Origin of the sequence: Gordonia aurantiaca (assembly GCF_039939235.1) — a bacterium.
Classification (GTDB): Bacteria; Actinomycetota; Actinomycetes; order Mycobacteriales; family Mycobacteriaceae; genus Gordonia.
This window is the reverse complement of the sequence record NZ_JBDUUF010000007.1, coordinates 80,558-103,480: the sequence shown is the minus strand read 5'-3', so window position 1 is coordinate 103,480 and position 22,923 is coordinate 80,558. Positions and strand designations below refer to the sequence as shown.

The window sequence follows — 22,923 nt, the reverse complement described above, 5'->3', positions numbered from 1 at the left end:
GCGGGTTCGCGCCGGAATCGCGACCTCCAACCCGCGATTCTGCGGTTCAAGTCGCGACTTGGTGCAGGTCAGGTCAGGTCTGGCCGGAAGCCGCGATTCCGGGTGGGCTCAGGCGACGGTGAGGACCGCCTGGAGGTACTCCCACTCCATCCGGCCGTCGGTGATGTACTTCTCGGCCAGGGCGTCGATGGCGGCGTCGAGCTCGGCGACCCGCGCCGGGTCGTCGGCGATGTTGCGGAACGTGACGATCGTCGGACCGTAGTGGGCCTTGAAGAACTGCCGGAACGCGGCGCCGGTCGCGAACGCGATCTCGACCGTCGCCGTGGTGAATTCGTGGTCGGTCACCCGGCCGCCGAACAGCGACCGCACGTGGTCCTCGGTGCCCCACAGCGGGCCGGGCTGCGCACCCGGCGGGGGCGGCGGCGCGTACGGCTTCATCACACCGAACAGTTCGCCGATGAAACCCGTTGGGGTCCAGTTGATCAGACCGATCCGGCCACCGGGGTGCACGACGCGGACGAGTTCGTCGGCGCACTTCTGGTGGTGCGGAGCGAACATCACGCCGACGCACGACGTCGCGACGTCGAAGTCGTTGTTTTCGAACGGGAGGTCCTCGGCGTCGGCGGTGCGCCAGGTGATGCCGAGGTCGGGATGACGGGATTCGCCGACCCTCAGCAACTCGGGAGTGAGGTCGCCGGCCACGACATGTGCACCCGCCCGCGCGGCCGGAACGGCGACGTTCCCGGCACCGGCCGCGACGTCGAGGACCTTCTCGCCGGACCGGATATCGAGGGCTTGGACGAGGCGCCGGCCCAGCGGGGCGATCAGGTCGGCGACGGCCGGATAGTCACCCGACGCCCAGAGCTTGCGGTGCTTGGCCTTGATCTCGATGTCGGTGGGCTCGAGTGATGGGGGATGGATCGTTGTCATGGTGAGGTCCTTGCTGCTCGAATGTCGATCTGCATCATGTCCGGACCACTCGAGCGTCCACCGGCCACGACCCCGGCCTCCAGACCAACATCTGTACCGGTTGCAGTTCAGATTCTGTACTGGTCATCGCCGTGGACCGGATGTGTACTTGATCCGACGACGTGAGGGAGGCAGTGATGACGTCGTATGGCCAGTTCTGTCCGGTCGCGAAGGCGATGGAACTGCTCGACGAGCGGTGGACGATCCTGATCGTGCGCGAAATGCTCCTGGGCAGCCGTCATTTCAACGAATTACGACGAGGCGTGCCGAAGATGTCGCCCGCGCTTCTCACCAAACGGTTGCGCAGCCTCGAACGCGCCGGGGTGATCCACCGCACCGAGGTCGGCGGTCGGTCGGTCTACACCCTCACGACGATGGGCCAGGAGCTCGAACCGGTCGTCGACGCGCTGAGCGAGTGGGGGATTCGCTGGGTCGGCGAACTCGGCGACGCCGACCTGGACCCGCATCTGCTGCTCTGGGACATGCGCCGCACCATCCCTGTCGAGCGTTGGCCGCGCCGACGCACCATGGTGCAGTTCGTGTTCTCCGACATCGTCGGCAAGGCGCGGTCGTGGTGGCTGGTGGTCTTCGGCGACGAGGCGCAGGTCTGCGACTTCGACCCCGGCTACGACCTCGACGCGACGGTCATGACCGAGCTGCGCACCTTGACCGAGATCTGGCGCGGCGACATCGACTGGCGGATCGCGTTGAGCGAGAACCGCGTGGAGATCCACGCACCCGCCGACATCGCCCGTGAGATCCCGTCGTGGATCGGTCAGGGGCTCAGCGCCGCGATCGCGCGGCCCGCCTGACGGATCACCTCAGCCCGATCGCCCGCATCAGGATCGGCCACGACATGGCCAGCTCGTCCTTCCAATAGCCCCACTTGTGGGTTCCGGTCGGTCTCGGGTTGGTGGTGTACGGGATGCCGAGCTGCGACAATCGGCTGCTCATCTGGCCGGTGCACGACCAGCTGCCGAATTCGCCGATGATGCCCTTGACGGTCTCGTCGATCGGGTCGGGTGGCAGATGGGTCTGATGGGACAGGTGTTGTGATTCGACCGCAACACCCAGCGCCCGCCCAGGACAGCCGCTACCCGATGTCCCGCCGCAACGTCGTGTACCGCCCGACGACCGCGAACACCGCGATGTAGCCCAGCATCACCAGCGCACCGGCCCACTGCGGCAACAGATTCGACGCACCTTCGCCAAGACTCGAGTAGAAGCTCGTGCCCAGCAGTGCGTCGGCCGCCGAGCCCGGCAGGAACTTCGACACCGACGACGTCGCGTCGAAGGCGGCCAGCGCGATGCGTGCGATGGGTTCGACGAGCTGGGTGAACGCCAGCAGGATCACGATCGCGGCCCCCTGGTTGGAGACGACGGCGCCGAACGCCACGCCCATCATCGTCCACAGGACCATCACCACCATCGACAGCACGATGACCCGGATGGTCGCCGCGTCGCCGAGGAACGCGCCGTCGCCGGCGAGTGCGAGAACCGGTGCGGACGTGGCGACCACGGCCAGCGTGCCGAGGATGCCGTAGAGCGCGCCGATCGGGATCCCGGCGAGCAGCTTGGCACCCAGCAGGATCCCGCGCCGCGGCTCCGCCAGCAGGCTCCCGGTGATGGTCTTGTGCCGGAACTCGCCGGTCACCGCCAGGCTGCCGATCACGAGCGCGAAGACGTAACCGATCGGTGAGGTCAGCGCGTAGATCGACCGTGCCAGATCGCCGCCCGAGAGCAGGACCGTGCCGGTCATCGACTCGTCCTCGACCGTCATCGAGAAGGCCAGCACCGCGCCGATGAATGCCAGGTAGGCGACCATCGCGATGAGCAGCACCCACCACATCCGCGTCGAGGTGAACTTGCGGTACTCCGCGACCAGTGCCGCCCTCATCGGATCGCTCCCGTCTGCATCGACACGCCGGCCGGTGCGGGCGCGCCGGTCAATTGCAGGAACACCGTCTCGAGGTCGGCTCCCGCGTCGGACAGCTCGTGCAGCTCGATGCCGTGGGCGAACGCGGCCGAGCCGACGGTGGCGGTGTCGGTCCCGTGCACCCGGAAACCACCGGGCGCGTCCTCGATCTGCCAGCCGCGTTCGCGCGCGAGTGCCACGAACGACGCCGGGTTCGGGGTGCGCACCGCGACCGCGTGCACGGCGAGGTCCTCGAACTCGGTCAGCGTCGACGCCCGGACGAGGCGTCCGTTGCCGATCACGACCACGTCGTCGACGGTGGCGCGCACCTCGGCGAGGACGTGACTCGACAGCAGCACGGTCCGTCCCTCGCGCGCCAGCGCCCGCAGCAGGCCGCGCAGCCAGACGATGCCCTGCGGGTCGAGGCCGTTCGCCGGTTCGTCCAGGATGATGATGCCCGGATCGCCCAGCAGCGCCGTCGCCAGCCCGAGGCGTTGCCGCATGCCCATCGAGTACCCGCCGACCCGCCGGTTCGCGGCCTCGGTGAGCCCGACGAAGTCCAGCACCTCCGTGCACCTCGCGGAGGGGACACCCACCTGTGGGGCCAGCGCTCGCAGGTGGCCCAGACCGGTGCGGCCGGGGTGGAAACTCGACGCCTCGAGCGCCGCACCGACCTCGCGCGCAGGCCGGCGGATCTCCCGGTAGCGGCGTCCGCCGATGAGGGCGCGCCCGGCGGTGGGCTCGACGAGACCGAGCAGCATGCGCAGCGTCGTGGTCTTGCCGGAACCGTTGGGACCGAGGAACCCGGTCACGCGGCCGGGCGCCACTGTGAAGGACAGATCATCGACGGCGGTGACCGCGCCGAAGCGCTTGGTCAGCCCCTCGATCGTGATGGCAGGTGAGTTCAAGTGGAGGTCACAACCAATCGCGGCGTCGGAACGAGAAGTACAGGATGACGACCACAAGGACTATCAGGACGACGCTCGTGATGAAGCCCGAGGTCTCGTAAGCGCCGGGAAAGGGCACGTTTTCACCGTAGAAGCCGGTGATGAGCGTCGGGACCGCGATGATCGCGGCCCACCCGGTCAGCTTCTTCATCACGGTGTTGAGCCGGGCGTCGGCGAGGGTCAGGTTGGTCTCGAACACCGTGGTGATCATGTCCCGCAGCGACTCGATCCACTCGGTCGCGTGCAGCGCGTGATCGTAGAGGTCGGAGAAGTGCGGGTCGAGTTCGGGCGGCGCGTGGTTCTGGAAGCGGCGGCGCTGGATGCTCCCGATCACCTCCCGCATCGGCAGGACCACCCGCCGGAGGATGACGAGATCGCGACGCAGGTCGTAGGTGCGATGCTGCAGTTCCCGTCCGGACACACTCTCGTCGAACAGCAGCCCCTCGAGGTCCTCGATCTCGTCGTCGAGTCGTTGCAGGGCGTCGAAGTGGCCGTCGGCGACGACGTCGAGCAGCCCGTGCAGGAGCGCGCCGACGCCGTACTGCATCGCGTTCCCGGCGGCCCACCGGCGTTCCACCTCATCCATGTCGAAGGACGGCGACAGCCGCACCGTGACCAGCACGTTGTCCTTGACGAAGATCGAGATGCGGTGCAGGTCGAACATTCGTGCGCGCGCATGCGGCGAGCCCGGTCCGACGTGCGGCGCGTCGGTCCGGTCGCACACCGTCACCGCGTACACCATGAAGAACATGTGGCGGGCGTACGCGACGCTCTTCACACGTTCCGACGCCGCGACGCTGTCCTCGACGGCGAACGGGTCGAGGTCGAGGTCGGCCGCGACGCGGGCGAGCGTCTCGCGTGACGGGCATTCGAGATCGGCCCAGGCGATGGTGTCGGACTGGCCGGGGCACGTGGCGAGCCGGTCGAGATCGAAGCCCTCGACGGCCCGGCCGTCGCGCCAGATCTGGCCGTGCACGCGCTCCATTCCATGTGCTCCGGTGGCGGCCGGGACGGACTCTGTCATGCCCACATCGTGGCATCAGGGCGGTACGGGCGGACGAAAGTGGAGATCGACGTCACGAAGCGTGTCCCGTACCGCGGGTAGCATCGGTTCCGGTGTTCCGAAACGACGGGGTGGGCACCGATTCTCCCAGGTAAGGCGGCAGAGAGATGGTCGAGAGCGGCGCAGGCGGACATCGGCGGATGCCCGCGCGCACGAGCGATGAGATCCGTGAGTGGTGCGACCGGTCGTCCCTCCCGGGTGACCGCCGTGAGCTGTCCGACACCGCGGCGATCCTCATCGCCGCCGGTTACCTCACGCCCGGCGGCCGCGCGACCGTGGTCCGCCGGATCTCGACGGGCCGGCCGATGCCGACGCTGCCGAACGGTTTCGGTGACCTTCGCCGCCTGCAGCGCGCGATCGTGCAACTCGAGCACCAGCTCGCGAGCCCGATGGTCCCCGGCGTCGTCGCCGCCGTCCTGCGCAACCGGCTCAACGGCCTGCAACGACGCCGGGAGGACGCACGCAAGCAGATCGTCACCGCCAAGGGTGTGATGGCGTCGAGCACCCGCGCGATCCGCCGGGAACGCCGGGAGAACATCTACCTCGAGATCGACGAGCGCGAGCGGCTCTTCTCCGGCCTGCTGTGCACGCCGACCCCGAACGTGAACACGTCGTCCTACGTCCGCCGGGCCGGGACCGCCGCCATCGACCGCATCGCGGGCGTCGTCGGGCAGGTCGCCGCCCGATCCGGCAACCCGCAGGCCGGGCAGTGGGCCGACCAGTTGCTCAACCCGGGGCGCGACCCCCAGGCGGGCGCCCCGAAGTCGGCCAACTTCGTCGACGGCTACGAGACCCTGCTGTTCATCGCGGGCCACTACTACGACCGCATCGTGAACAACCCTGCCTGGCGGTCGGACCACTTCGAGGTGCAGCGCACCCAGGTCGACCTGAACGCCGAACTCGCCGAGATCGCCGCCGACGTGATCGCCCTGCGCGCCGTGCGCATCGACCTCGACCTCGCCAAGCGCAACGGCGGCTTCGACCGCACCTTCGCCGCCCAGATCGACAAGCGGGAGACCGCCCTGCGACCGGTGTGGACCGAGCTCATCGACCGCGTCCAGGCGCTCGGCGAGGTCGCGCACGTCGTCGAGTCGGCGGCCATCGAGTTGCAGGTTCTCGCCGAGTACAACCGGGCGATGACGCTCGACGACCGCATCGACGCGCTGATCGCCCGGTCCGGCGATCGCGAGATGTCCGTCGACAATGCCAAGCGGCTCACCGAACAGGTGCGCAGCGGCGAAGAGCAACTGCGCATCTACCGGGATGTGCTGCAGGGCAACATCGCTCGCATCTCGCCGGCGGTTCCGCGGGAGCTACCGGCCCGCTACGAGCCGTCGTGACCAGGCCTTCAGGTACGCCTTCTCCTCGGCACTGAGACGACGCAGTGTCTTCTTCTCGACGTCGACGACGGCCATCTGCGTGCTCGCCACGCACGCCGGCCGGCTGTCCGGTGCGGCGTGCGCGCTGCGGATCTCGTAGCCGATGGTGAAGTCCACCGACCGAAATCCCTTGATCCACATACCGATCCGCAACGGTGAATCCTCGTGGCGAAGCTGGGCCCGGTAGCGGATGTCGACGTGGACGATCATCGCGCTGGTGATCAGCGGCTGGTACTCCTCGCCCGCGCTGAGCAGCCAGGCGATGCGTGCCTCTTCCATGAGCGTGACCATCCGAGCGTGGTTGATGTGCCCGAAGGCGTCCATGTCCGACCACCGGACACCGACCTCGGCGACGAAGGCGTACTCGTCGTCCCTGAGTCCTCCGGGTTCATTCTCGGTGGGGGCGGCCGGTGGGTTCTGCATCGTCGACTTCCGTTCTCCGGAATGCCGGAATCGTGTGTATATCGAGACCTGTCCTGCCGCTTTCGTGACCTTCCGGCGCGCGGGTCGACAGGTAGTCTGACAGTCTAGATGTCCGCTCGTGACCGGCAGGTCGACGCGGGCGATGTGCATCGTGACCGAAGACTTCCGGTGCGGTCGGGGTGGTACCGGATGAGGGAGTTCGAACGTGAAGTCGAGACGCTGGTTCGCGGGCTTGGCCGCCCTGCTGATGACCGCTGCGCTGGCACCGGCGGTGGCCGAGGCCGCTCCGAGGTCGAAGCCGGTGGCGCGAATCGCGAAGTCCGTCGAACTGGGCCCGCAGCGCACCGACATCTGGGTGTACTCACCGGCGATGGGTGACCGCATCCGCGTGTCGGTGCTGTCGCCGAACGGCCCGCGGTACCCGAGGTCGACGGTCTATCTGCTCGACGGCGCGGGAAACACCAAGGACGTCAGCGACTGGATCACCAAGGGGCATGCCGGTCGGTTCTTCGCCGACAAGGACGTCAACGTGGTGTTGCCCGCCGGTGCGTCGGGCACGTTCTACACCGATTGGCAGAAGCGCGACCCGAAGGTCGGCAAGCCGATGTGGGAGACGTTTCTCACCAAGGAACTCCCCCCGTTGATCGACGAGAGGTTCAAGAGCAACGGACGCAACGCGATCATCGGCCTGTCGATGGGCGGGCAGGCGGCGTTCGCGCTGACCGTGCGCAACCCGCATCTGTACACGGGGGTCGCGTCGCTGAGCGGGTGTCCGCCGGTGTCCGGCCCGCTCAACGAGGCCTACGTCCGCACCACCGTCGGCCGTGACGGCGGCGACGCCACCAACATGTGGGGTCCGTTCGGCTCGGCCGGGTGGCGCGCCCACGATCCGAGCCTGCACCTGGACAGGCTCCGCGGGAAGAACATCTTCCTGTCGGCGGGATCGGGGGCGATCGGTCCGCTGGACCTGCAGCGCCGGATCGAACCCGAGGAGGGCTCGCGCGACGTGGTGACCGCGTCGTCGTCGGCGCTGGAACTCGGCGCCTACCGGTGCTCGCTCGAGTTCGCGCTCACACTGCGGGCCAACCGGATCCCCTACACCGACGGCTTCCGGCTCATCGGCACCCACACGTGGGCCTACTGGGAGCGGGACCTCGCCGTCGCGTGGCCGACGATCGCCCGGGGCCTCTGACCCCGGGCTCAACCCCGGGGGCCGTCCCAGTTCTCGGCGAACCGCAGGAACACGTCGTCCTCCTCGGCGTTGGTGACGGTCACCCGGACCCCGTCCCCGTCGAAGGGGCGGATCACGACGCCGGCGTCGACACCCGCGCGCGCGAAGTCCATCGCGGCGTCGCCGAGGTCGAGCCAGACGAAGTTGGCCTGTGAATCCGGCACCCGGTACCCGGCCGCGCGCAGCCGTTCGGTGACGCGGGCTCGCTCGGCGACGACGGCGTCGGTGCGGGCGAGGAGTTCGTCGCCGGCCTCGAGGCTCGCGACGGCCGCGGCCTGCGCGACGCTGTTCACCGAGAACGGAACGTGGACCTTGCCGAGCGCGGTGATCACCTCGGGATCGCCGATCGCGTAACCGACGCGGAGACCGGCCAGGCCGTATGCCTTGGAGAATGTGCGCAAGATCACCAAGTTGGGGAACTCTCGCCGCAACTCGATGGCGTCGTAGGCCTGACTCTCCGGCAGGCGCTGGTACTCGAAGTAGGCCTCGTCGAGCGCGACGATGAGGTCCGACGGCACGCTCTGCAGGAACTTCCGTAGGTCGTCGGCCTCGACGACGGTGCCGGTCGGGTTGTTCGGGTTGCAGATGAAGACCAGGCGGGTCCGGTCGGTGACCGCGGCGGCCATGGCCTCGAGGTCGTGGACGAGGGAACCGGTCAGCGGCACCTGTACCGGCGTGGCGCCCACGACCCGTGTGGCCAGCGGGTATGTCTCGAACGAGCGCCAGCCGAACACGACCTCGTCGCCGGGGCCGCTGGTGATGAGGATCAGGTTCTGGCACAGGATGACCGATCCGCAGCCGACCTGGACCTCGCCCTCGGTGACCCCGTACTTCTTCGCGAGCGCCGCGGTCAGCTCGACCATGCCGTTGTCGGGGTAGCGGTTCACGGAGGCGCCTGCCCTGCCGATCGCATCGACGACGCTGGGCAGCGGCCCCTCGGTCACCTCGTTGCTCGCGAGTTTCACCGCGCCCGGGAAGGTCTTTCCCGGAACGTAGACGGGAAGGTCATCGAGATCGGGGCGGATTCGCAAGCTCACCCGAACCAATGTAGACCCCGCCCCGGGCGGGCAAAAACCGGCTCTGACCAAACGGTTTGCTCTTCGACGCAAAGCGTGTGTAATCTTTCGTCCGGCAGTTCGAAAGGACTCCGCCAGGGAGGCGTGCCAGAGCGGCCGAATGGGACTCACTGCTAATGAGTTGTCCCGCTAACACGGGACCGGAGGTTCAAATCCTCTCGCCTCCGCCGAACCGCGGTCGGCCGACCACGGTACAACCGAATATTCTCGGTACAACTGAATATTCTCGGTACAACTGAATATTCTCGGTACAACTGAATATTCTCGGTACAACTGAATAACCACCTCGCGCCCGTAGCTCAACGGATAGAGCATCTGACTACGGATCAGAAGGTTTGGGGTTCGAATCCCTACGGGCGCACCAGCGAGAAGCCCGCCACCGATCAGGTGGCGGGCTTCCTCGTTTTCGGCTGTCAGGATCCTCTGCGATCAGGATTCTCGGGTCCGTCGGTCCGAGGAGACGAGGATCACCAACTCCTGTGTCGCCCGAGTCATGGCCACGTACCGGTCCACCGCACCCGCGATGCCCCCGCCGAGCGACTCCGGGTCGACGAGCACCACGAGATCGAACTCGAGGCCCTTCGCCAGGGTCGGGGTGAGCGAACGCACGCGATCGTCTCCGGCGTACTCCGGCGCACCGATCACGCACACCGTGCCCTCGTCGTGCTCGGCCAGCCAGTCGTCGACGACGCGTGCGAGGTCGGCGCGGTCGCCGTTGCGGACCGGGATGCCGGTGCTGCGCACCGAGGTCGGCACGTTGGCATCGGGGAGCGCCGCTCGGATGACGGGCGCGGCGGCGGCCATGACCTCCTCCGGGGTCCGGTAGTTGATCGTCAGGCCGGACATCGTCACCTCGCGGAACCCGACCCGGCGCAGCCGCTCGGCCCACGACTCGGTGAACCCGTGGCGCGCCTGGGCCCGGTCGCCGACGATCGTGAAGCTCTGCGACGGGCAGCGGCTCAGCAGCATCTGCCATTGCGCGTCGGTCAGCTCCTGCGCCTCGTCGACGACGATGTGCGCGAACGGGCCGGCCAGCCGGTCCGGATCGGCCGCCTCGATCACGATGCCGTCGTCGAGGGTGTTGCGCAGGTCCTCTCCGCGCAGCATCGACATCAGCCCCTCGCCGTCGTCGTGGACCTGCGCGTCGATCAGGTGGTCGATGACCTGGTCCATCTGCTCGCGCTCGGCCGCCCTGGTCGCCTCGGCCCGGCGGCGCTGTCGCGCGGCCTTCGGGTCCCCGATGCGGCGTCGTGCGGCGTCCAGGACGGGGAGGTCGGCGTCGGTCCACGCGTCGGGCTCCGCGCGCTGTAGCGTCCGTACCTCGGAGGGCGTCAGCCACGGCGCACACATCCGCAGAAATGCGGGCACGGTCCACAGGTCGCCGACGATCTCGGACGGCTCGAGCAGCGGCCACGCCCGCCCGAACGCGCTGGTCAGCTCCCGGTTGTCGGCGAGTGCCCGCCGCAGCGCGTGCAGCGGAACGTCGTCGTCGTGCCGGGACGCGATGATCGAGACCAGTTCCTCCCACACCTCGTCCCGGGCGTCGTTGTGGGGCGTGCCCGGCTCGGGCACGTCGAACGCCTCCGCCCAGTCGTCGGCGGTGAGAGTGATCTCCGTCCACGGGGTCTCGACGACGAGGGGATCGTGCGGCGGCTGCTCGTAGAAGCGCACCGCGGCGTCGACGGCCTCGGTGACCATCCGCGCCGACGACTTGAGGGCCGCCACCTCGGGATCGGATTCCGTTGTCGCCGAGTTTCCTTCGGGAACCAGATCGGCGAGGGTGCAGGTCTGCACGCTCGCCTCGCCGAGGCTCGGCAGCACGTCGGCGACGTAGGCGAGGTACGGCCGGTGCGGTCCGACGACGAGCAACCCTCCGCGGTTGCCGCCCAGCCGGGGATCGGCGTAGACGAGGTACGCGGCGCGGTGCAGTGCGACGACGGTCTTGCCGGTACCCGGGCCGCCGTCGACGACCAGCGCGCCACGCGAACCGGCCCGGATGATCGCGTCCTGGTCGGCGGCGATGGTGCCCAACACATCTCGCATGCGCGGGGTCCGGACGGCGCCGAGATCGGCGATGAACGCCGACTGGTCGTCGAGTGCGGCATGACGGCCGAGCAGGTCGGGATCGTCGACGAAGACCTCGTCCCAGTAGTCGACGATGCGTCCGCGCGACCAGCGATAGCGGCGTCGGCTCACCAGACCGGTCGGGTCGCGCAGGGTCGCGGAGAAGAACGGTGCGGCGAGGGGGGTGCGCCAGTCGACGAGCAGCGTCGTCCCGTCGGGCGCGGTCAGGCCGACCCGGCCGATGTAGAGCACCGTGCCGTCGGCGCCGACCGTGCGGCCGAGGCAGAGGTCGAGGTCGAAGCGGCGCAGCGTACGGATGCGTGAGGTCAGCCGGTGGATCTCCAGGTCGCGGTCGAGGGCGCGGCGCCCGCCGCCTCCGTCTGCGCGACGCAACTGCTCCAGTCGGGCGGCGGCGTCGTCGACGGCCTGTGTGAGAGTCGCGGAGATCTGTCTGATGTGACGTTCGTCGTCGGCGATGAGTTCGGGGCGGGCTCTCGCGGACAGTCGGTCGGGCAGGGCGAAGAAGGACTCCGGGGTGCGGGAGGTGACGGTGGGCGCAGTGGACAAGTGATCTCCGGAAGGATCGAAACGGGCAGGTGAGGGCGGGTGGGAAGCAAATTCTGCACCCTTCACCGGGTCTTGCGGCAAGCCCCGGGTCACCACGTATGGTGGAAGGGGATCGAGAAACCGCGGGTGGGCTCCGCGAAAAGTGGACTCGAGTACCAGTTTCGGCGGGTGCGCGGACCATCGGTTGCACCGCGTTGTCAGATATGTGATTCTCCTATTCAGTTCACTCTGTGAACCGTTTCCGGAGGGGCCTGTCAGGGGGCTGCCGCCCCCGTCGAATGGGGGTGGGGCGGCAGCACGGCGGGCCTTTTTTCGTTCTCCGCGGTGCTGTTCGTCTGTGGACCGTGACCGGGCGACCCGTCCCCGCGCCTGAGAAGATCTCCGCATGGAATTGCTGATTCTGGTGTTGGTCGGGGCCATCATCGTGACCGCGGTCGCCGACCGAAAAGGTATGCAGCCGGCGCTGATCATCGTGATCGTCGCCCTGGCGGTGTCGTTCATCCCGGGACTACCGCGCGTCGAACTCGACTCGGAGATCCTGCTCACGGTCGTCCTGCCGCCGCTGTTGTACTCGGCCGCACTGGGATTCTCGTTCCCCAACTTCATCCGCAACATCAAGCCGATCCTGGGTCTCGGTGTCGCGATGGTCGTCATCACCGCCTTCGCGGTAGGACTTGTTGCGTCACTGCTGATCCCAGAGTTCACATTCATGCTCGCGCTGCTGCTCGGCGCGATCGTCGCCCCGCCGGACGCGGTGACCGCGGTCGCGATCGGCCGCAAACTCGGTCTGCCCAAACGCCTCATGGCGATCCTCACCGGCGAGTCGCTCGTCAACGACGCGGCGGCGCTGTCGCTGTTCGCGATCGCCATCTCCCAGATCGCCAACACGCACGCCTTCATCGACAACCCGCTGCTGTTGTTCGGCTACAACGCGATCCTGGGACCGGTGGTCGGCGTCGTGATCGGCCTGGTGACACTGTGGATCCGCAAACACCTGCAGAACCCGGCGCTGGAGACGGTCCAGGGCTTCGTCGTCCCGTTCGCGGCGTTCCTGGCCGCCGAGCACCTCCACGCCTCCGGCGTGCTCGCCGTGGTGATGGCCGGCTTCGTCGTCGGAACCGGTTCGGTCCGTGCGGGTTACCAGACCCGACTGCAGGAGCGCTACGTCTGGCACTCCGTCGACGTGCTGCTGGAGGCGTTCGTCTTCGCCTACATCGGCCTGCAGCTGAGGTTCATCATCGACGACCTGCGCACCGCGCGGGAGTCGTTGGTGGAGATCGGGATCGCCTCGCTGGTCGTGCTGCTGGTCGTGCTGTTCGTGCGGCCCATCGCCGTGTTCCTCATGTTCGGCCGCGGTGTCGTCAGCCGGCGCATCGACCGCGCGGTGCAGGTGCACGTGGACGCCAGCCCGCGACGCGCCGCCCGCGCACCGGAGGACCTCCTCCGCAAGCCGGGACGGTTCAAGCAGTGGAAGGAACGCATCGACAACCGGCCCCTCACCTGGCAGGAATCCCTGGTCGTCTCGTGGACCGGCATGCGCGGCGTGGTGACCCTCGCCGCCGCCTCCGGTATCCCGGTGCTGATGGACAACGGCGAACCGTTCCCCGAACGCTCCGCCATCCAGGCGATCGCGTTCGTCGTCGCCGTGGCCACCATCCTCATCCAGAGCCCGACGCTGCCCTGGCTCATCGAGCGACTCCACCTGCACAACGAGGACGAGGAACGCTACGACGCCGAACAGACCGAGCGCGCCGAACGGATCGCGCAGGTGGCCGCCGAACTGGTGATCCAGGACTTCGTCGACAACCCGCCCCCGGGGCTCGACGTGGAGACCATCGAGTTCATCCGGGAGACCGTGGCCCGGCAGTCCAGAGACGCCGACGAGATGCCCGACCCCGAGCAGCACAACGCCCGCAACGACGCGTTCGCCGCGCTCTACCGGGCGGTGCTGCAGGCCCAGCGGCAGTCGCTCGTGGAGAACCGCGACGACGGCGCCGTCGAGGACGAGGCGGTCCGGGCCATGCTCGAGCGCCTCGACCTCCAGGAGGCAGCGCTGTCGGCACGCCTGGAGAGCCGCCTCTAGGTGTATCCGGCCCGATCGGCCGAGGCCATCCGTCCGACCGGATCGACGACCCGCGACCCTCGCCCCGACCTGCGTGTGCACGACGGGCGAGGGTTGCGTGACATCGGTGCGCCGTAAGGTCGAAGACAGACGATGACATCCCATTCCGACCGGAGGCCGACGATGGCACACCCGTACGGCGGGCCGAACCCCGACTCCCGCGACACGCGGCACGGTGGCGACGATCCGTATGGGCCCACCCCGATGGGACCCCGGCTGTACCCGCCGCTGGGATACGCCGCCGACGGGACGCCGCTGTTCCGGCCGTTCCAGCCGACCAACACCGAACTCCACGAGGCGGAGGCGGCGGCCCGGGCCGAGCGGGACGCCGCCGAAGCCGCCGAGTCCGCGCAACGGCAGCAGCCGGGCTCGCGCATGACCGGGATCTCCACGGCGACACTGATCGTGTCGCTCGGACTGGTGGTGCTCGTCGCCGTCGCGCTCGTCGGTTTCAGCGGCGTGTGGCGTGACCGCGCCGCCGAGGACACCCTCGCCGACCCGCCGGCCACCATCGAGACCATCCCGATCCCACGCACCTTCTCACCGCCGACGCTCACCCCCGACGACCCGGGCGGCGGCCGGCCGGGACAGCGGGTCGACCCGCAGGACAAGCCGGTGACCTACGAGGTCACCATCGACGGACAGGCCACCATCCTCTACGTCGACGCGATGGGCCTGAGATCCGAGTTCTCCCCGACGAATCCGTGGAGCGTCGAGTTCACCGGCACCGACAACCCACTGCGGCTGCTCGTCATCGCCGGCACCGGCAGCGGTGCCAAGTGCTCGATCCGGGTCGACGGGGAGGTCGTCGTCGAGGACACGGTCAGCGCGACCTCGCCCCGGCGAACCGCCTCCTGCATCGCCTGAGAAAGTCCGGCTCGCTACCGTAGTCATGTGAGTTCCCCGCAGACAGCCCCCGAGAGCGGGCAGTCCTCCGCCACCGCAGACGAGTTCAAGACCGTGCTCACCTGGCGTGGTGAGGACACCGATCGACTCGAGCAGGTACGTCTCGTCGTGTCCGGCGCCCGGATCAAGGCCTACGGCCGGATCATCGCCGCCGCCACGAGCGAGCACGAGGCGTTCTCGGCGTCGTACGAGTTGCAGACGACCGACTCCGGGGTCACCAAACGACTCACCGTGCACCTCATCCGCGAGGCCGACGAGATCCAGTACGGCATCACCCGCGACGGTGAGGGCACCTGGCTCATCCGCCGCCCCGACGGCGAGGTCATCCAGTCCGACTTCGACGGCGCGCTCGACGTCGACCTCGCGCTGTCGCCGATGTTCAACGCGCTGCCGCTGCGCCGCCTGCAACTGACCCCTGGTTCGCCGACCGTCGACGTCCCGGTCGTCTACCTGTACCTGCCCGACGGCGAGGTCAAATCCGCGACCGTCTCCTACACCGCGCGCGAGGACGGCATCGGACTCGTCTCGCCGCTCGCGACGACCACACTCACCATCGACGAGAACGGATTCGTCATCGACTACCCGGGGCTCGCGCGGCGGGTCTGAGGCCTCAGCCCACCCACACCCTTCCGGCGTGGGCCTGGCGGCGCATCTCCTCCTGCCAGCCCGGCGCACCGATGGACACACCCGTGATCGGCTCGGGGTCGCCCGCGTGCAGCCGCTCGTAGGCCGTCCGCGCGCGGTGACCGTCGTCGACCAGGACCTCGACCGTGCCGTGGTCGCGGAGTTCGTCGCGCGCGGCGATCAGCCGGTCGATGGTCTCGCTGAGCACGTTGAGCACGGCGACGTCGTTGGCCTCGATCATGGCGCGCTGCAGGGCCGGTGCGGTCCCGGCCACCCGCGTGCCGTCGCGGAAACTGCCGGCCGCCAGACGCAGCGCGAGCAAGCTCTCCCCGCCGCCCACCGCGGCCGTCGCCGCCGCGGTCAGGTGCGGCATGTGCGAGATCGCGGCGACCGCGCGGTCGTGGGCATCCGGCGCGACGGGGACCACCATCGAACCCGCCAGCCGCGCGATCGACGCGACGGTCATCCAGTCGTCGGCGTCGGTGTGATCGGTGGTGGTGACCGCCCACATCGCGCCGGCGAACAGCGCGGGGTCGGTGGCCGGCCAGCCCGACCGGCTCGTTCCGGCCATCGGGTGACCGCCGACGTACCGGGCGTCGGGGTGGTGTTCGGCGATCACCTTCTCGACCTGCTGCTTCACGCTGATCACGTCGCTGACGAGCACGTCGGGCGCGTGTTCGGCGATCGCCGCGACCAACGGTGCGATGGTCGTGACCGGCGTCGCGAGGACCACCGTCGCGTCCGACCCGGCCGCGCGTCGCAGCGTCGCGACGAGATCGGTGGAGGCGTCGTACCCGTCGGCCGTCGCGGCGTCGACGGTTTCCGCGGACCGGTTGTAGCCGAACGCCGGATGCCCGGCGTCGTGCAGCACCCGCAGCAGCGATCCACCGATCAGGCCCAGACCCAGCACGCACACCGGCGAGGTGAGTGAGGGCGAACCCTGCGCAGAACGTGAGGACGAGTCAGCAGTCACGCTGACAACGTTCCCACACCCGGGTCTGTGAGCGATCCGGGACTTGGGACTGTGCTTGATTACGGCTACGGTTTTCACCATGGCCGGTGCCGGATATGGGAAGTCGGGTTCTAACGCGCAAGACGTGGACGATGACATCGATGGTTTCGCGGTCGCTGTCGTCCGCGACGAGACCAAGTGGAAGGTCACCGCACTCAAGCCGTCGGCACTGACCGACCTCGCCGACGCGGAGCGGCAACTGCGTGAGCTCCGCTCCACGGGAGCCGTGTTCGGTCTGCTCGACGTCGACGACGAGTTCTTCATCATCATCCGGCCGGCGCCCGCCGGTTCTCGGCTGCTGCTGTCGGATGCCACGGCGGCCATCGACTACGACGTCGCCGCCGATGTTCTCGATGCGCTGAACCTCGACGTGCCCGACATCGATCCCGACGAGCTCGACACGATCGATCCGTGGGAGGAGGGCGATCTCGCCATCCTCGCCGACCTCGGGCTGCCCGACGCGGTCATGAGCATCATCGTCGGCGACACCGATCTCTACGCCGACGAGCAGCTCGGCATGATCGCCGCACGGCTCGGTTTCGCCGACGAGCTGGGCAAGATCCTCGACTCGCTCGGCCACTGACGGCCGCCCACCCCGCGCCGAGATGAGTGCCTCCGCCTGGGAGTCCATGATCCGCGCGGCACTCGACGCCGCGCGGGAGTCCGGCTCCGACGACGTGCCGATCGGTGCCGTCGTCTTCGATCCGGAGGGGGTCGAACTGGCCCGTGCGGCCAATCGCCGGGAAGCCGACGGCGATCCCACCGCCCACGCCGAGGTGCTCGCGCTGCGGGCCGCCGCGAAGGCCTTCGGCGACGGTTGGCGGCTTCCGGGCTGCACGATCGCCGTCACCGTCGAACCCTGCACGATGTGTGCCGGTGCGATCACCCTGTCCCGCGTCGACGCGCTGGTCTTCGGGGCGTGGGAGCCCAAGACCGGCGCGGTCGGATCGCTGTGGGACGTCGTGCGCGACCCGCGGCTCACCCACCGCCCGCAGGTGAAGGGCGGTGTCCTCGAAGACGAGTGTCGCGCGCTGATGGTCGATTTCTTCGCCGCGCGCCGCGGCCGCTGACCTGAAGGCCTCGTGCGGCGCCGCCACCGATCCTCGGGTGGGTTCGGGCTCGTGCCGGGGGCGCACCGTCGCGTCGGACGTGTTCAGGGCGAAAATCGGTGTGATCTCAGGGTGATGACCCGATGGTCGCCGCTTCTGCGCTCTGGCAGATTGGGTAGTGGAATCCGCCACACGTGACCACACCCGAGGAGTAGCCATGACAGACCCGGCCGACAAGGTCACCGCCGCCTTCGACACCGCGAAGGCCAAGATCAACGAACTCGCCGAGAGCGGCAAGGTGCAGGAGGCGCTCGGCACCGCCCGCGACAAGATCGACGAGTTCGTCGAGAGCGAGAAGGTCCAGGACGCTCTCGGCTCCGCGAAGGAGAAGCTCGGCGAGATCGCCGAGAACGAGAAGATCCAGGAGGTCGTCTCGACGGCGAAGGAGAAGCTCAGCGAGGTCGCGCAGAAGCTCGGCGGCAACAAGTGATCTGAGCGGTGACCTGCGGTTTCTGCGGGCCGCAGTGCCCTGTGGCACGGTGGAGCCCAGGAGTCATCTCCTATTGACAGGTGACGCTCTCGTCCAGCCGGTGGCGTGGGAAGAGTTGCCGAGTTCATCGACTCGGCCGGCTTTCTGCCGCGCCGAGCCCTCGACCGAGGAGGCTTGATGGGAACCACTGACGACGCCAAGAACAAGGCCGAAGAGCTGAAGGGTCGCGGCAAGGAGGCCGCGGGCAGCCTCACCGACAACGATGACCTCAAGAACGAGGGCAAGGGTGAGAAGACCGAGGCCCAGGGCAAGCAGAAGATCACCGAGGCCGCCGACGCCGTCAAGGGCAAGATCGACGACCTCAAGGACGGGCTCACCGGCCACTAGCGGGCCGAGGCTGCATGTTTTTCCGCTCTGACCAGCCGATTTAAGACTGACGGCCCTCCTGCGGTACAGTCTTCGGCGGTGGCGTGTCCGAGCGGCCGAAGGTGCAGCACTCGAAATGCTGTGTACGGTAACCCCGTACCGAGGGTTCAAATCCCTCCGCCACCGCCATGAGAGTGGCCCCCTACCGATCCAGTGGGGGGCCATTCTCGTCTGCGGGACAAGCCCCTGCAGGATCGCGCCCTCGCCTCAGCATCGCGAGCTGTAACGTGCGACTCTGCGGGCATCCTGCGATTCCTTGCAGCCTCACACCTGCCGCGCGGCGTCGTAGCGCGCCCGGTTCTCGTGCACCTCGTCCATGTGCGCCTCGGCCCACGCCTTGATCCCGGCCATGACCTCGTGCAGTGACAGCCCCAGGTCGGTGAGCTCGTAGGTGACGGTCACCGGAACCGTGGGGGCCACGGTCCGGGTCAGCAGGCCGTCCCGCTCCATCGATCGCAGGGTCTGCGTGAGCATCTTCTGACTGACGCCGGCGAGACGATGGGCGAGTTCGGAGTAACGCATCGAGCGTGGGCCGCCGGGGCAATCGCCGGTCGGCGACGGCCCGTCGCTGCCGAGCGCGGCCAGGACGAGGGCGACCCACTTGTTGGAGATGCGGTCGAGCAACTGGCGGCTGGGACAGTTCGCCAGAAAGGCGTCGTAATCCGCGCGGGCCTGCGCGCGCTTCTCTGCGGCCGTCCGTGTGGGCATGCTGGTCCCTTTCGTCGCGGTACCTTAGGCACTTCGAAGTGCGTACTTCCCGATGGAGAGTTACTCCCTCATGGTGATCCATGGGGGAGCAAGACACAACCATCGAACAGACAAGGGAGTGCACGATGAGCACATTCAGAGCGGCGGTTGTCACCACTCCGACCGGTCCGGACTCCATCCGGGTCGTCGACGTCCCGGTCCGCGAGCCCGGAGAGGGCGAGGTCCGCGTCGGCGTCGCCGCGGCGTCGATCAACCCCGTCGACCTCGCCGTCTCGTCGGGGTTCTTCCACTCCGTCGGGGTCCTCGTCGGCGACGCACCTCGCGGTCTGGGACTGGACTTCGCGGGATCCGTCCTCGACGTCGGGCCCGGCGCCGGTCTTCCGGTCGGTGCACGGGTGGCCGGCATCGTCACCGGCTTCGACCACCCCACCGGCGCCTACGCGGAGGAGGTCGTCGTCCCCGCGAACTCGGTGGCGGTGGTTCCGGACGACCTCGATCTCGTCGCGGCGTCGACCGTCCCGGTCAACGGGTTGGCCGCCGAGCAGATCCTCGACCTGCTCGGCGACCCGGGACCCGGTGCCGACCGACTCCTGGTCACCGGTGCGGCCGGGGTCGTCGGCGGCTACCTGCTGGTCCTCGCCGCGCATCGTGGATGGACCGTGACCGGACTGGCTCGGCCCCACGACGAGGCGTTCGTCCGCGGACTCGGTGCCGCCTTCACCGACCGTGCCGGGGGCGCATGGGACGCGGTCGCCGATGCCGCGGCACTGCAGGACGCAGCGCTCGCCCTGGTCCGAGACGGCGGCCGGTTCGTGGGCGTGCGCCCCGGGCTGGCCCCGCCGGTCGAGCGCGGCATCAGCGTCGGCGTCGTCGACGTGACCGCCGACGATCGGCTGGGCTCGTTGCTGCAACTCGCGGCGTCGGGCGACCTGCCGGTCCGCGTGCAGGGCACCGTCCCGCTCGACCGGGTCGCCGACGCCCAGAAGAACGCGGCGAAGCCCGGTGGCCGGGGACGATGGGTGATCACCCCCTGATGAGGGCGATGGCCTCCGACAGTGATCCGGCGCGGGAACGGGCCTGTGGAGAACTCACGGCCCGACGACGATCGGCTCGGGCGGGGTGAAGCTCGGGTTGTCCGGCAGCGGCGACTCGCCCTTCTCCGTGCCGATCACCTGTACCGACCTCAGTGTCGACAGCTTCGAATCACCCTGCCGTGCAAGCGAATCGTCGTACCACTCGAACCACGGATACCCGTGTTGCCGATACTCGGCGATCGTCGGCGGAGCATGGTGCGGGCGGGTTCCGGCCAGCGCTTCCCAGTCGGCGCTGTTGATGATTCGCAGCGTCGCGCGGGCGGTCGCATCGGTCTCCCAGTGGTCCCGGGGCTCGAGCGGGGTCGCGATGGACTGGGTGATCGTCCCGCCCGCCCCGAGACCCATGCCGGTGCCGGTGGCGCCGTCGCACGGGAGCCCGTCGGGCATTGCGGCCACGGGCGCGCCGGCGGAAATCGCATGGCTCCGGGCGGCCACCCGTTCCTCCCACACGGAGGCGCGCAGCGGGGTCACCTCGATGCGGATCGCGCCGTCGTCGGAGCCGGTGAGCTGCTCGGCCGCGGTGTACCCGCGGCCGAGAGGCATCGCGACGAATTGCCGGACGGTCCTGGCGTCGACGCGAAAGCCGTCGAGCCACGGCTGTTCGGGCACCTCGAAGTAGTCCTCACCGAGGAAGTCGATCTGCTCGGTGAAGTCGTCCCCGGTGACGGCGTTGATCCCGCCGACGGAGATCCGCACCAGGAACGGCAGGTCCGACGGCGAATAGAAGCTGAACCACGCGGCCTCGGCCTGCCACATCGGCAGCAGCGCGTCGGTGGGCGCCCAGGCCCGCGGACGTGCGACTTCGGCGGCGGTGCGCAGCTCGAACATGCCCAGGCCGGGCGGCAGCCCGTAGCTGGTGTCGTCGTCGGGGACACGAAGGGTGCGCATGAGGTTGATGCGGAGCCGGGCGTCGCGGTGGAGCTCGGGGAAGGCGAAATCGAGGGATCGTTCGGTGACTGTGACGGGCATGCGGTGACCTCCGATCGGCGTGGACGGAGAGGAGAATAGGCGCGGGGTACGACATCTCCGACGAGCTCGTGGTGCGGCCGGAGGAACCGGTCCCGGGGTGCGCTGTGCGTGGTGTACTGGACTCATGGTGTTCGTCGCGGCCGTCGTCTTCGTGGTGGTGCTCGCGGTGGCGCTCGTCCTGCTGGCGTCGGTCGCGATCGGTGCGTTCTCCGCGATGTTCAGCGGCATGCGCAACGAGCTCGCCCGCCGACGTTCCGGGGCCGCGGTCGTCGACGCCGGGGGTGTGTCCCGCGTCGCGGCCGGCGACGACTCGGCCGGCGAGCTCGCCGACGAACGTCGCCTCGCCCGGGCCCGGCGCTGGACGACCTGCCAGGAGATCCAGCGACGACTCGAGGACGTGACACCCGCCGACGACGGAGTCGGCGGATACGAGGTGCTCGTCCTCGACATCTGGGGTGGACGGTCGTTCGAGGAGCGCGGAGACGGGCCGGTCGCCGAACTGGTGGCCCGACGGTATCGCCTCGGGCCCGAGGAGCGCCGGGAACTCGAGCGGCTGGCACGCGATCCGGTGGGCCGGATCGCGTGGACAACGGCCCTCGTCGCCGACTGCGTCGGCCGGTATCCCGCGTGGAGGCTCGAGTTCTTCGACCTGCACTCCGTCCGCGTCGACCTGGTCGGCGAGGTGACCGCGATCGCAACCGCCGCCGCGCGCCTCCGCGACCAGTACGAGATCCTCGGGGATCCGCCGGACGGCCACCTCGGCGCCGACGACGAGGTGATGGCGACATATGTGGAGAAGTCGCGGTTGTTGTCGTCGCGGCTCGACGGTCTCGTCGAGCGGCTCGAGGCCTTCGCCGACTACGAGCGGATAGTCGCGCGCATCCAGCAGCGCCAGGACAAGCAGGCGTGGCTCGACCGGGTCGGCGCCATCGACGAACTCGAGCACGTCCTCGATGCCGAGCGCGACCGCGTCGAAGGCGACCGGGTGCGGAACATGGCCGACGAGTCGGAGATCCTGGCGTCCATCTACCTCGACGAGATCGCGCCGCTGGCAAAGTCGTTGAGACGCAACGTGGAGTAGACGGCGCCCACCTCACGCCGACGGCGCGGTCACCATCCGGAACATCGCCTCCCTGCGCACGACGAACCCGAGGTCCTGGTAGAGCCGGATCGCGGTGACGTTCCTGCCGTCGGCGTAAAGGATCGGTGTCTTGCCCCGGTCCCGAATGCATTGCACCAGAGCGAGCACCAACCGCGAGGCGAGGCCCCGGCCACGGAACCCGGGTTCGGTGCACACCGCACTGATCTCCGTGTGACCCGGCAGCCCGAGCCGTTCTCCCGCCATGGCGATCAGCCGGCCGTCGCGCCGGATCCCCAGATACGTGCCGAGTTCGATGGTCCGGTTTCCGAACGGCCCGGGGCGGGCGCGTCGGACGAGGTCGATCATCTCGGGGACGTCGTCGGCGGTGAGGCGCACAGCCGCGTCGTCGGGCCTGCCGGTGACATCATTGCCGACCATCTGGACGCCGGGGAGATCCATCGACGCCGTCCAGCCCTGCGGTGGGATCGTCGAGACGGCGAAGAGCAGCAGCGATCCGCCGGGGCCGACGAGTTCGGCGGCGTCGCTCCAGTCGGCATCGGTCGGGTCGGTCGGCAGCGCTGCGATGGGGCCGATGTCGGGGTGGAAGCGGAGTGCGTTGCCGACGCGTTGGGCGAACCGCGACTGTGGTCCGGTGAGAGCGGCCCATGCAGGGTTGTCGAGCAGCGCAGCACCGGAAGGCCGTGTCAGGCCGGCGGGTTCGTCGATGCTTCCGACCACACGACGACGATACCCGCCGCATGCCTCGAACGCGGCGGTCGCGCCGGAGCAGCGATCGGCCTACCATCCG

General features: G+C 68.9%; 24 protein-coding genes and 3 tRNA genes. 15 read left to right on the top strand and 12 right to left on the bottom strand.

All coding sequences use genetic code 11. The features are described from left to right. Window positions 1–108: 108 nt before the first annotated feature. Complete coding sequence (locus ABFT43_RS14750; protein WP_347961100.1) at window positions 109–930, bottom strand: class I SAM-dependent methyltransferase; 822 nt, start codon at window positions 928–930, stop codon at window positions 109–111. Window positions 931–1,106: 176 nt separating this feature from the next. Here ABFT43_RS14750 and ABFT43_RS14745 point away from each other — a divergent pair, with 176 nt between their 5' ends. Continuing rightward, on the top strand, window positions 1,107–1,781 hold the full coding sequence (locus tag ABFT43_RS14745) for a winged helix-turn-helix transcriptional regulator (RefSeq protein ID WP_347961099.1): 675 nt from the start codon (window positions 1,107–1,109) through the stop codon (window positions 1,779–1,781). A 4-nt stretch (window positions 1,782–1,785) separates the two neighbouring features. On the opposite strand, the gene ABFT43_RS14740 is transcribed toward ABFT43_RS14745, so the two are convergent. The 4 genes from ABFT43_RS14740 to ABFT43_RS14725 form a co-directional block, all read right to left on the bottom strand. Next, on the bottom strand, window positions 1,786–1,923 hold the full coding sequence (locus ABFT43_RS14740; protein ID WP_347961098.1) for a hypothetical protein: 138 nt from the start codon (window positions 1,921–1,923) through the stop codon (window positions 1,786–1,788). A 139-nt stretch (window positions 1,924–2,062) separates the two neighbouring features. Continuing rightward, window positions 2,063–2,866 (bottom strand): ABC transporter permease subunit, encoded by an 804-nt coding sequence (locus ABFT43_RS14735; protein ID WP_347961097.1) that lies wholly within the window; start codon window positions 2,864–2,866, stop codon window positions 2,063–2,065. Continuing rightward, a complete protein-coding gene (locus ABFT43_RS14730; protein ID WP_347961096.1) occupies window positions 2,863–3,792 on the bottom strand; it encodes an ABC transporter ATP-binding protein in 930 nt (309 codons plus the stop codon). Before ABFT43_RS14730 ends, ABFT43_RS14735 begins: the two co-directional genes overlap by 4 nt. 7 nt (window positions 3,793–3,799) lie before the next feature. Further along, the gene (locus ABFT43_RS14725) at window positions 3,800–4,855 is read right to left on the bottom strand and encodes a magnesium transporter CorA family protein (protein WP_347961095.1); all 1,056 of its coding nucleotides are present in this window, start codon (window positions 4,853–4,855) and stop codon (window positions 3,800–3,802) included. Between the two features lie 146 nt (window positions 4,856–5,001). Between ABFT43_RS14725 and ABFT43_RS14720 the strand changes: the two genes are divergently transcribed. Then, window positions 5,002–6,234 carry a hypothetical protein gene (locus tag ABFT43_RS14720; RefSeq protein WP_347961094.1) on the top strand — a complete coding sequence of 411 codons (1,233 nt, stop codon included), beginning with the start codon at window positions 5,002–5,004 and terminating at the stop codon, window positions 6,232–6,234. Here ABFT43_RS14720 and ABFT43_RS14715 read toward each other — a convergent pair. Further along, complete coding sequence (locus ABFT43_RS14715) at window positions 6,208–6,696, bottom strand: acyl-CoA thioesterase (protein WP_347961093.1); 489 nt, start codon at window positions 6,694–6,696, stop codon at window positions 6,208–6,210. The two genes, ABFT43_RS14720 and ABFT43_RS14715, sit on opposite strands and share 27 nt — an antisense overlap. Before the next feature lie 247 nt (window positions 6,697–6,943). Here ABFT43_RS14715 and ABFT43_RS14710 point away from each other — a divergent pair, with 247 nt between their 5' ends. Then, window positions 6,944–7,888, top strand: a complete 945-nt coding sequence (locus ABFT43_RS14710; RefSeq protein WP_347961246.1) for an alpha/beta hydrolase — start codon at window positions 6,944–6,946, stop codon at window positions 7,886–7,888. 8 nt (window positions 7,889–7,896) lie between these two features. Here ABFT43_RS14710 and hisC read toward each other — a convergent pair whose 3' ends face one another. Then, window positions 7,897–8,964: a histidinol-phosphate transaminase gene (hisC, locus tag ABFT43_RS14705; protein ID WP_347961092.1), complete on the bottom strand. Its 1,068-nt coding sequence runs from the start codon at window positions 8,962–8,964 to the stop codon at window positions 7,897–7,899. A 117-nt stretch (window positions 8,965–9,081) separates the two neighbouring features. Here hisC and ABFT43_RS14700 point away from each other — a divergent pair. Together ABFT43_RS14700 and ABFT43_RS14695 are read left to right on the top strand one after the other, a co-directional pair. Then, window positions 9,082–9,170, top strand: a tRNA-Ser gene (locus ABFT43_RS14700). Window positions 9,171–9,291: 121 nt separating this feature from the next. Further along, window positions 9,292–9,367, top strand: a tRNA-Arg gene (locus tag ABFT43_RS14695). Window positions 9,368–9,432: 65 nt separating this feature from the next. Here the strand turns inward: ABFT43_RS14695 and helR are convergent. After that, window positions 9,433–11,634 carry an RNA polymerase recycling motor ATPase HelR gene (helR, locus tag ABFT43_RS14690; RefSeq protein ID WP_347961091.1) on the bottom strand — a complete coding sequence of 734 codons (2,202 nt, stop codon included), beginning with the start codon at window positions 11,632–11,634 and terminating at the stop codon, window positions 9,433–9,435. A gap of 385 nt (window positions 11,635–12,019) precedes the next feature. On the opposite strand from helR, the gene ABFT43_RS14685 reads away from it, so the two are divergent. From ABFT43_RS14685 to ABFT43_RS14675, 3 genes are all read left to right on the top strand, one after another. Then, entirely contained in the window at window positions 12,020–13,717 is a 1,698-nt protein-coding gene (locus tag ABFT43_RS14685) for a cation:proton antiporter (RefSeq protein WP_347961090.1), read from the top strand. A 132-nt stretch (window positions 13,718–13,849) separates the two neighbouring features. After that, the gene (locus tag ABFT43_RS14680) at window positions 13,850–14,623 is read left to right on the top strand and encodes a hypothetical protein (protein WP_457590157.1); all 774 of its coding nucleotides are present in this window, start codon (window positions 13,850–13,852) and stop codon (window positions 14,621–14,623) included. Window positions 14,624–14,650: 27 nt separating this feature from the next. Next, window positions 14,651–15,268, top strand: coding sequence for a putative glycolipid-binding domain-containing protein (locus ABFT43_RS14675; protein ID WP_347961089.1), 618 nt, complete (start codon window positions 14,651–14,653; stop codon window positions 15,266–15,268). 4 nt (window positions 15,269–15,272) lie between these two features. Here ABFT43_RS14675 and ABFT43_RS14670 read toward each other — a convergent pair whose 3' ends face one another. Next, complete coding sequence (locus ABFT43_RS14670) at window positions 15,273–16,259, bottom strand: prephenate dehydrogenase (protein ID WP_347961088.1); 987 nt, start codon at window positions 16,257–16,259, stop codon at window positions 15,273–15,275. A 79-nt stretch (window positions 16,260–16,338) separates the two neighbouring features. Here ABFT43_RS14670 and ABFT43_RS14665 point away from each other — a divergent pair, with 79 nt between their 5' ends. The 5 genes from ABFT43_RS14665 to ABFT43_RS14645 all read left to right on the top strand — a co-directional run bounded on the left by ABFT43_RS14665 (window position 16,339) and on the right by ABFT43_RS14645 (window position 18,392). After that, complete coding sequence (locus ABFT43_RS14665; RefSeq protein ID WP_347961087.1) at window positions 16,339–16,881, top strand: tRNA adenosine deaminase-associated protein; 543 nt, start codon at window positions 16,339–16,341, stop codon at window positions 16,879–16,881. 22 nt (window positions 16,882–16,903) lie between these two features. Continuing rightward, window positions 16,904–17,368, top strand: a complete 465-nt coding sequence (locus ABFT43_RS14660; protein WP_347961086.1) for a nucleoside deaminase — start codon at window positions 16,904–16,906, stop codon at window positions 17,366–17,368. Window positions 17,369–17,564: 196 nt separating this feature from the next. Further along, window positions 17,565–17,837 carry a hypothetical protein gene (locus ABFT43_RS14655; protein ID WP_347961085.1) on the top strand — a complete coding sequence of 91 codons (273 nt, stop codon included), beginning with the start codon at window positions 17,565–17,567 and terminating at the stop codon, window positions 17,835–17,837. Window positions 17,838–18,014: 177 nt separating this feature from the next. Continuing rightward, complete coding sequence (locus ABFT43_RS14650; protein WP_347961084.1) at window positions 18,015–18,224, top strand: CsbD family protein; 210 nt, start codon at window positions 18,015–18,017, stop codon at window positions 18,222–18,224. A gap of 77 nt (window positions 18,225–18,301) precedes the next feature. Then, window positions 18,302–18,392: transfer RNA gene (locus ABFT43_RS14645), tRNA-Ser, on the top strand. A 135-nt stretch (window positions 18,393–18,527) separates the two neighbouring features. Here the strand turns inward: ABFT43_RS14645 and ABFT43_RS14640 are convergent. Then, the gene (locus ABFT43_RS14640; RefSeq protein WP_347961083.1) at window positions 18,528–18,971 is read right to left on the bottom strand and encodes a winged helix-turn-helix transcriptional regulator; all 444 of its coding nucleotides are present in this window, start codon (window positions 18,969–18,971) and stop codon (window positions 18,528–18,530) included. A gap of 125 nt (window positions 18,972–19,096) precedes the next feature. Between ABFT43_RS14640 and ABFT43_RS14635 the strand changes: the two genes are divergently transcribed. Next, a complete protein-coding gene (locus tag ABFT43_RS14635; RefSeq protein ID WP_347961082.1) occupies window positions 19,097–20,005 on the top strand; it encodes an NADP-dependent oxidoreductase in 909 nt (302 codons plus the stop codon). Window positions 20,006–20,059: 54 nt separating this feature from the next. On the opposite strand, the gene ABFT43_RS14630 is transcribed toward ABFT43_RS14635, so the two are convergent. After that, window positions 20,060–21,034 carry a hypothetical protein gene (locus tag ABFT43_RS14630; protein ID WP_347961081.1) on the bottom strand — a complete coding sequence of 325 codons (975 nt, stop codon included), beginning with the start codon at window positions 21,032–21,034 and terminating at the stop codon, window positions 20,060–20,062. 124 nt (window positions 21,035–21,158) lie between these two features. On the opposite strand from ABFT43_RS14630, the gene ABFT43_RS14625 reads away from it, so the two are divergent. Further along, the gene (locus tag ABFT43_RS14625; RefSeq protein WP_347961080.1) at window positions 21,159–22,115 is read left to right on the top strand and encodes a hypothetical protein; all 957 of its coding nucleotides are present in this window, start codon (window positions 21,159–21,161) and stop codon (window positions 22,113–22,115) included. Window positions 22,116–22,127: 12 nt separating this feature from the next. Here the strand turns inward: ABFT43_RS14625 and ABFT43_RS14620 are convergent, their stop codons facing one another. Next, a complete protein-coding gene (locus tag ABFT43_RS14620; protein ID WP_347961079.1) occupies window positions 22,128–22,853 on the bottom strand; it encodes a GNAT family N-acetyltransferase in 726 nt (241 codons plus the stop codon). Window positions 22,854–22,923 lie beyond the last annotated feature (70 nt).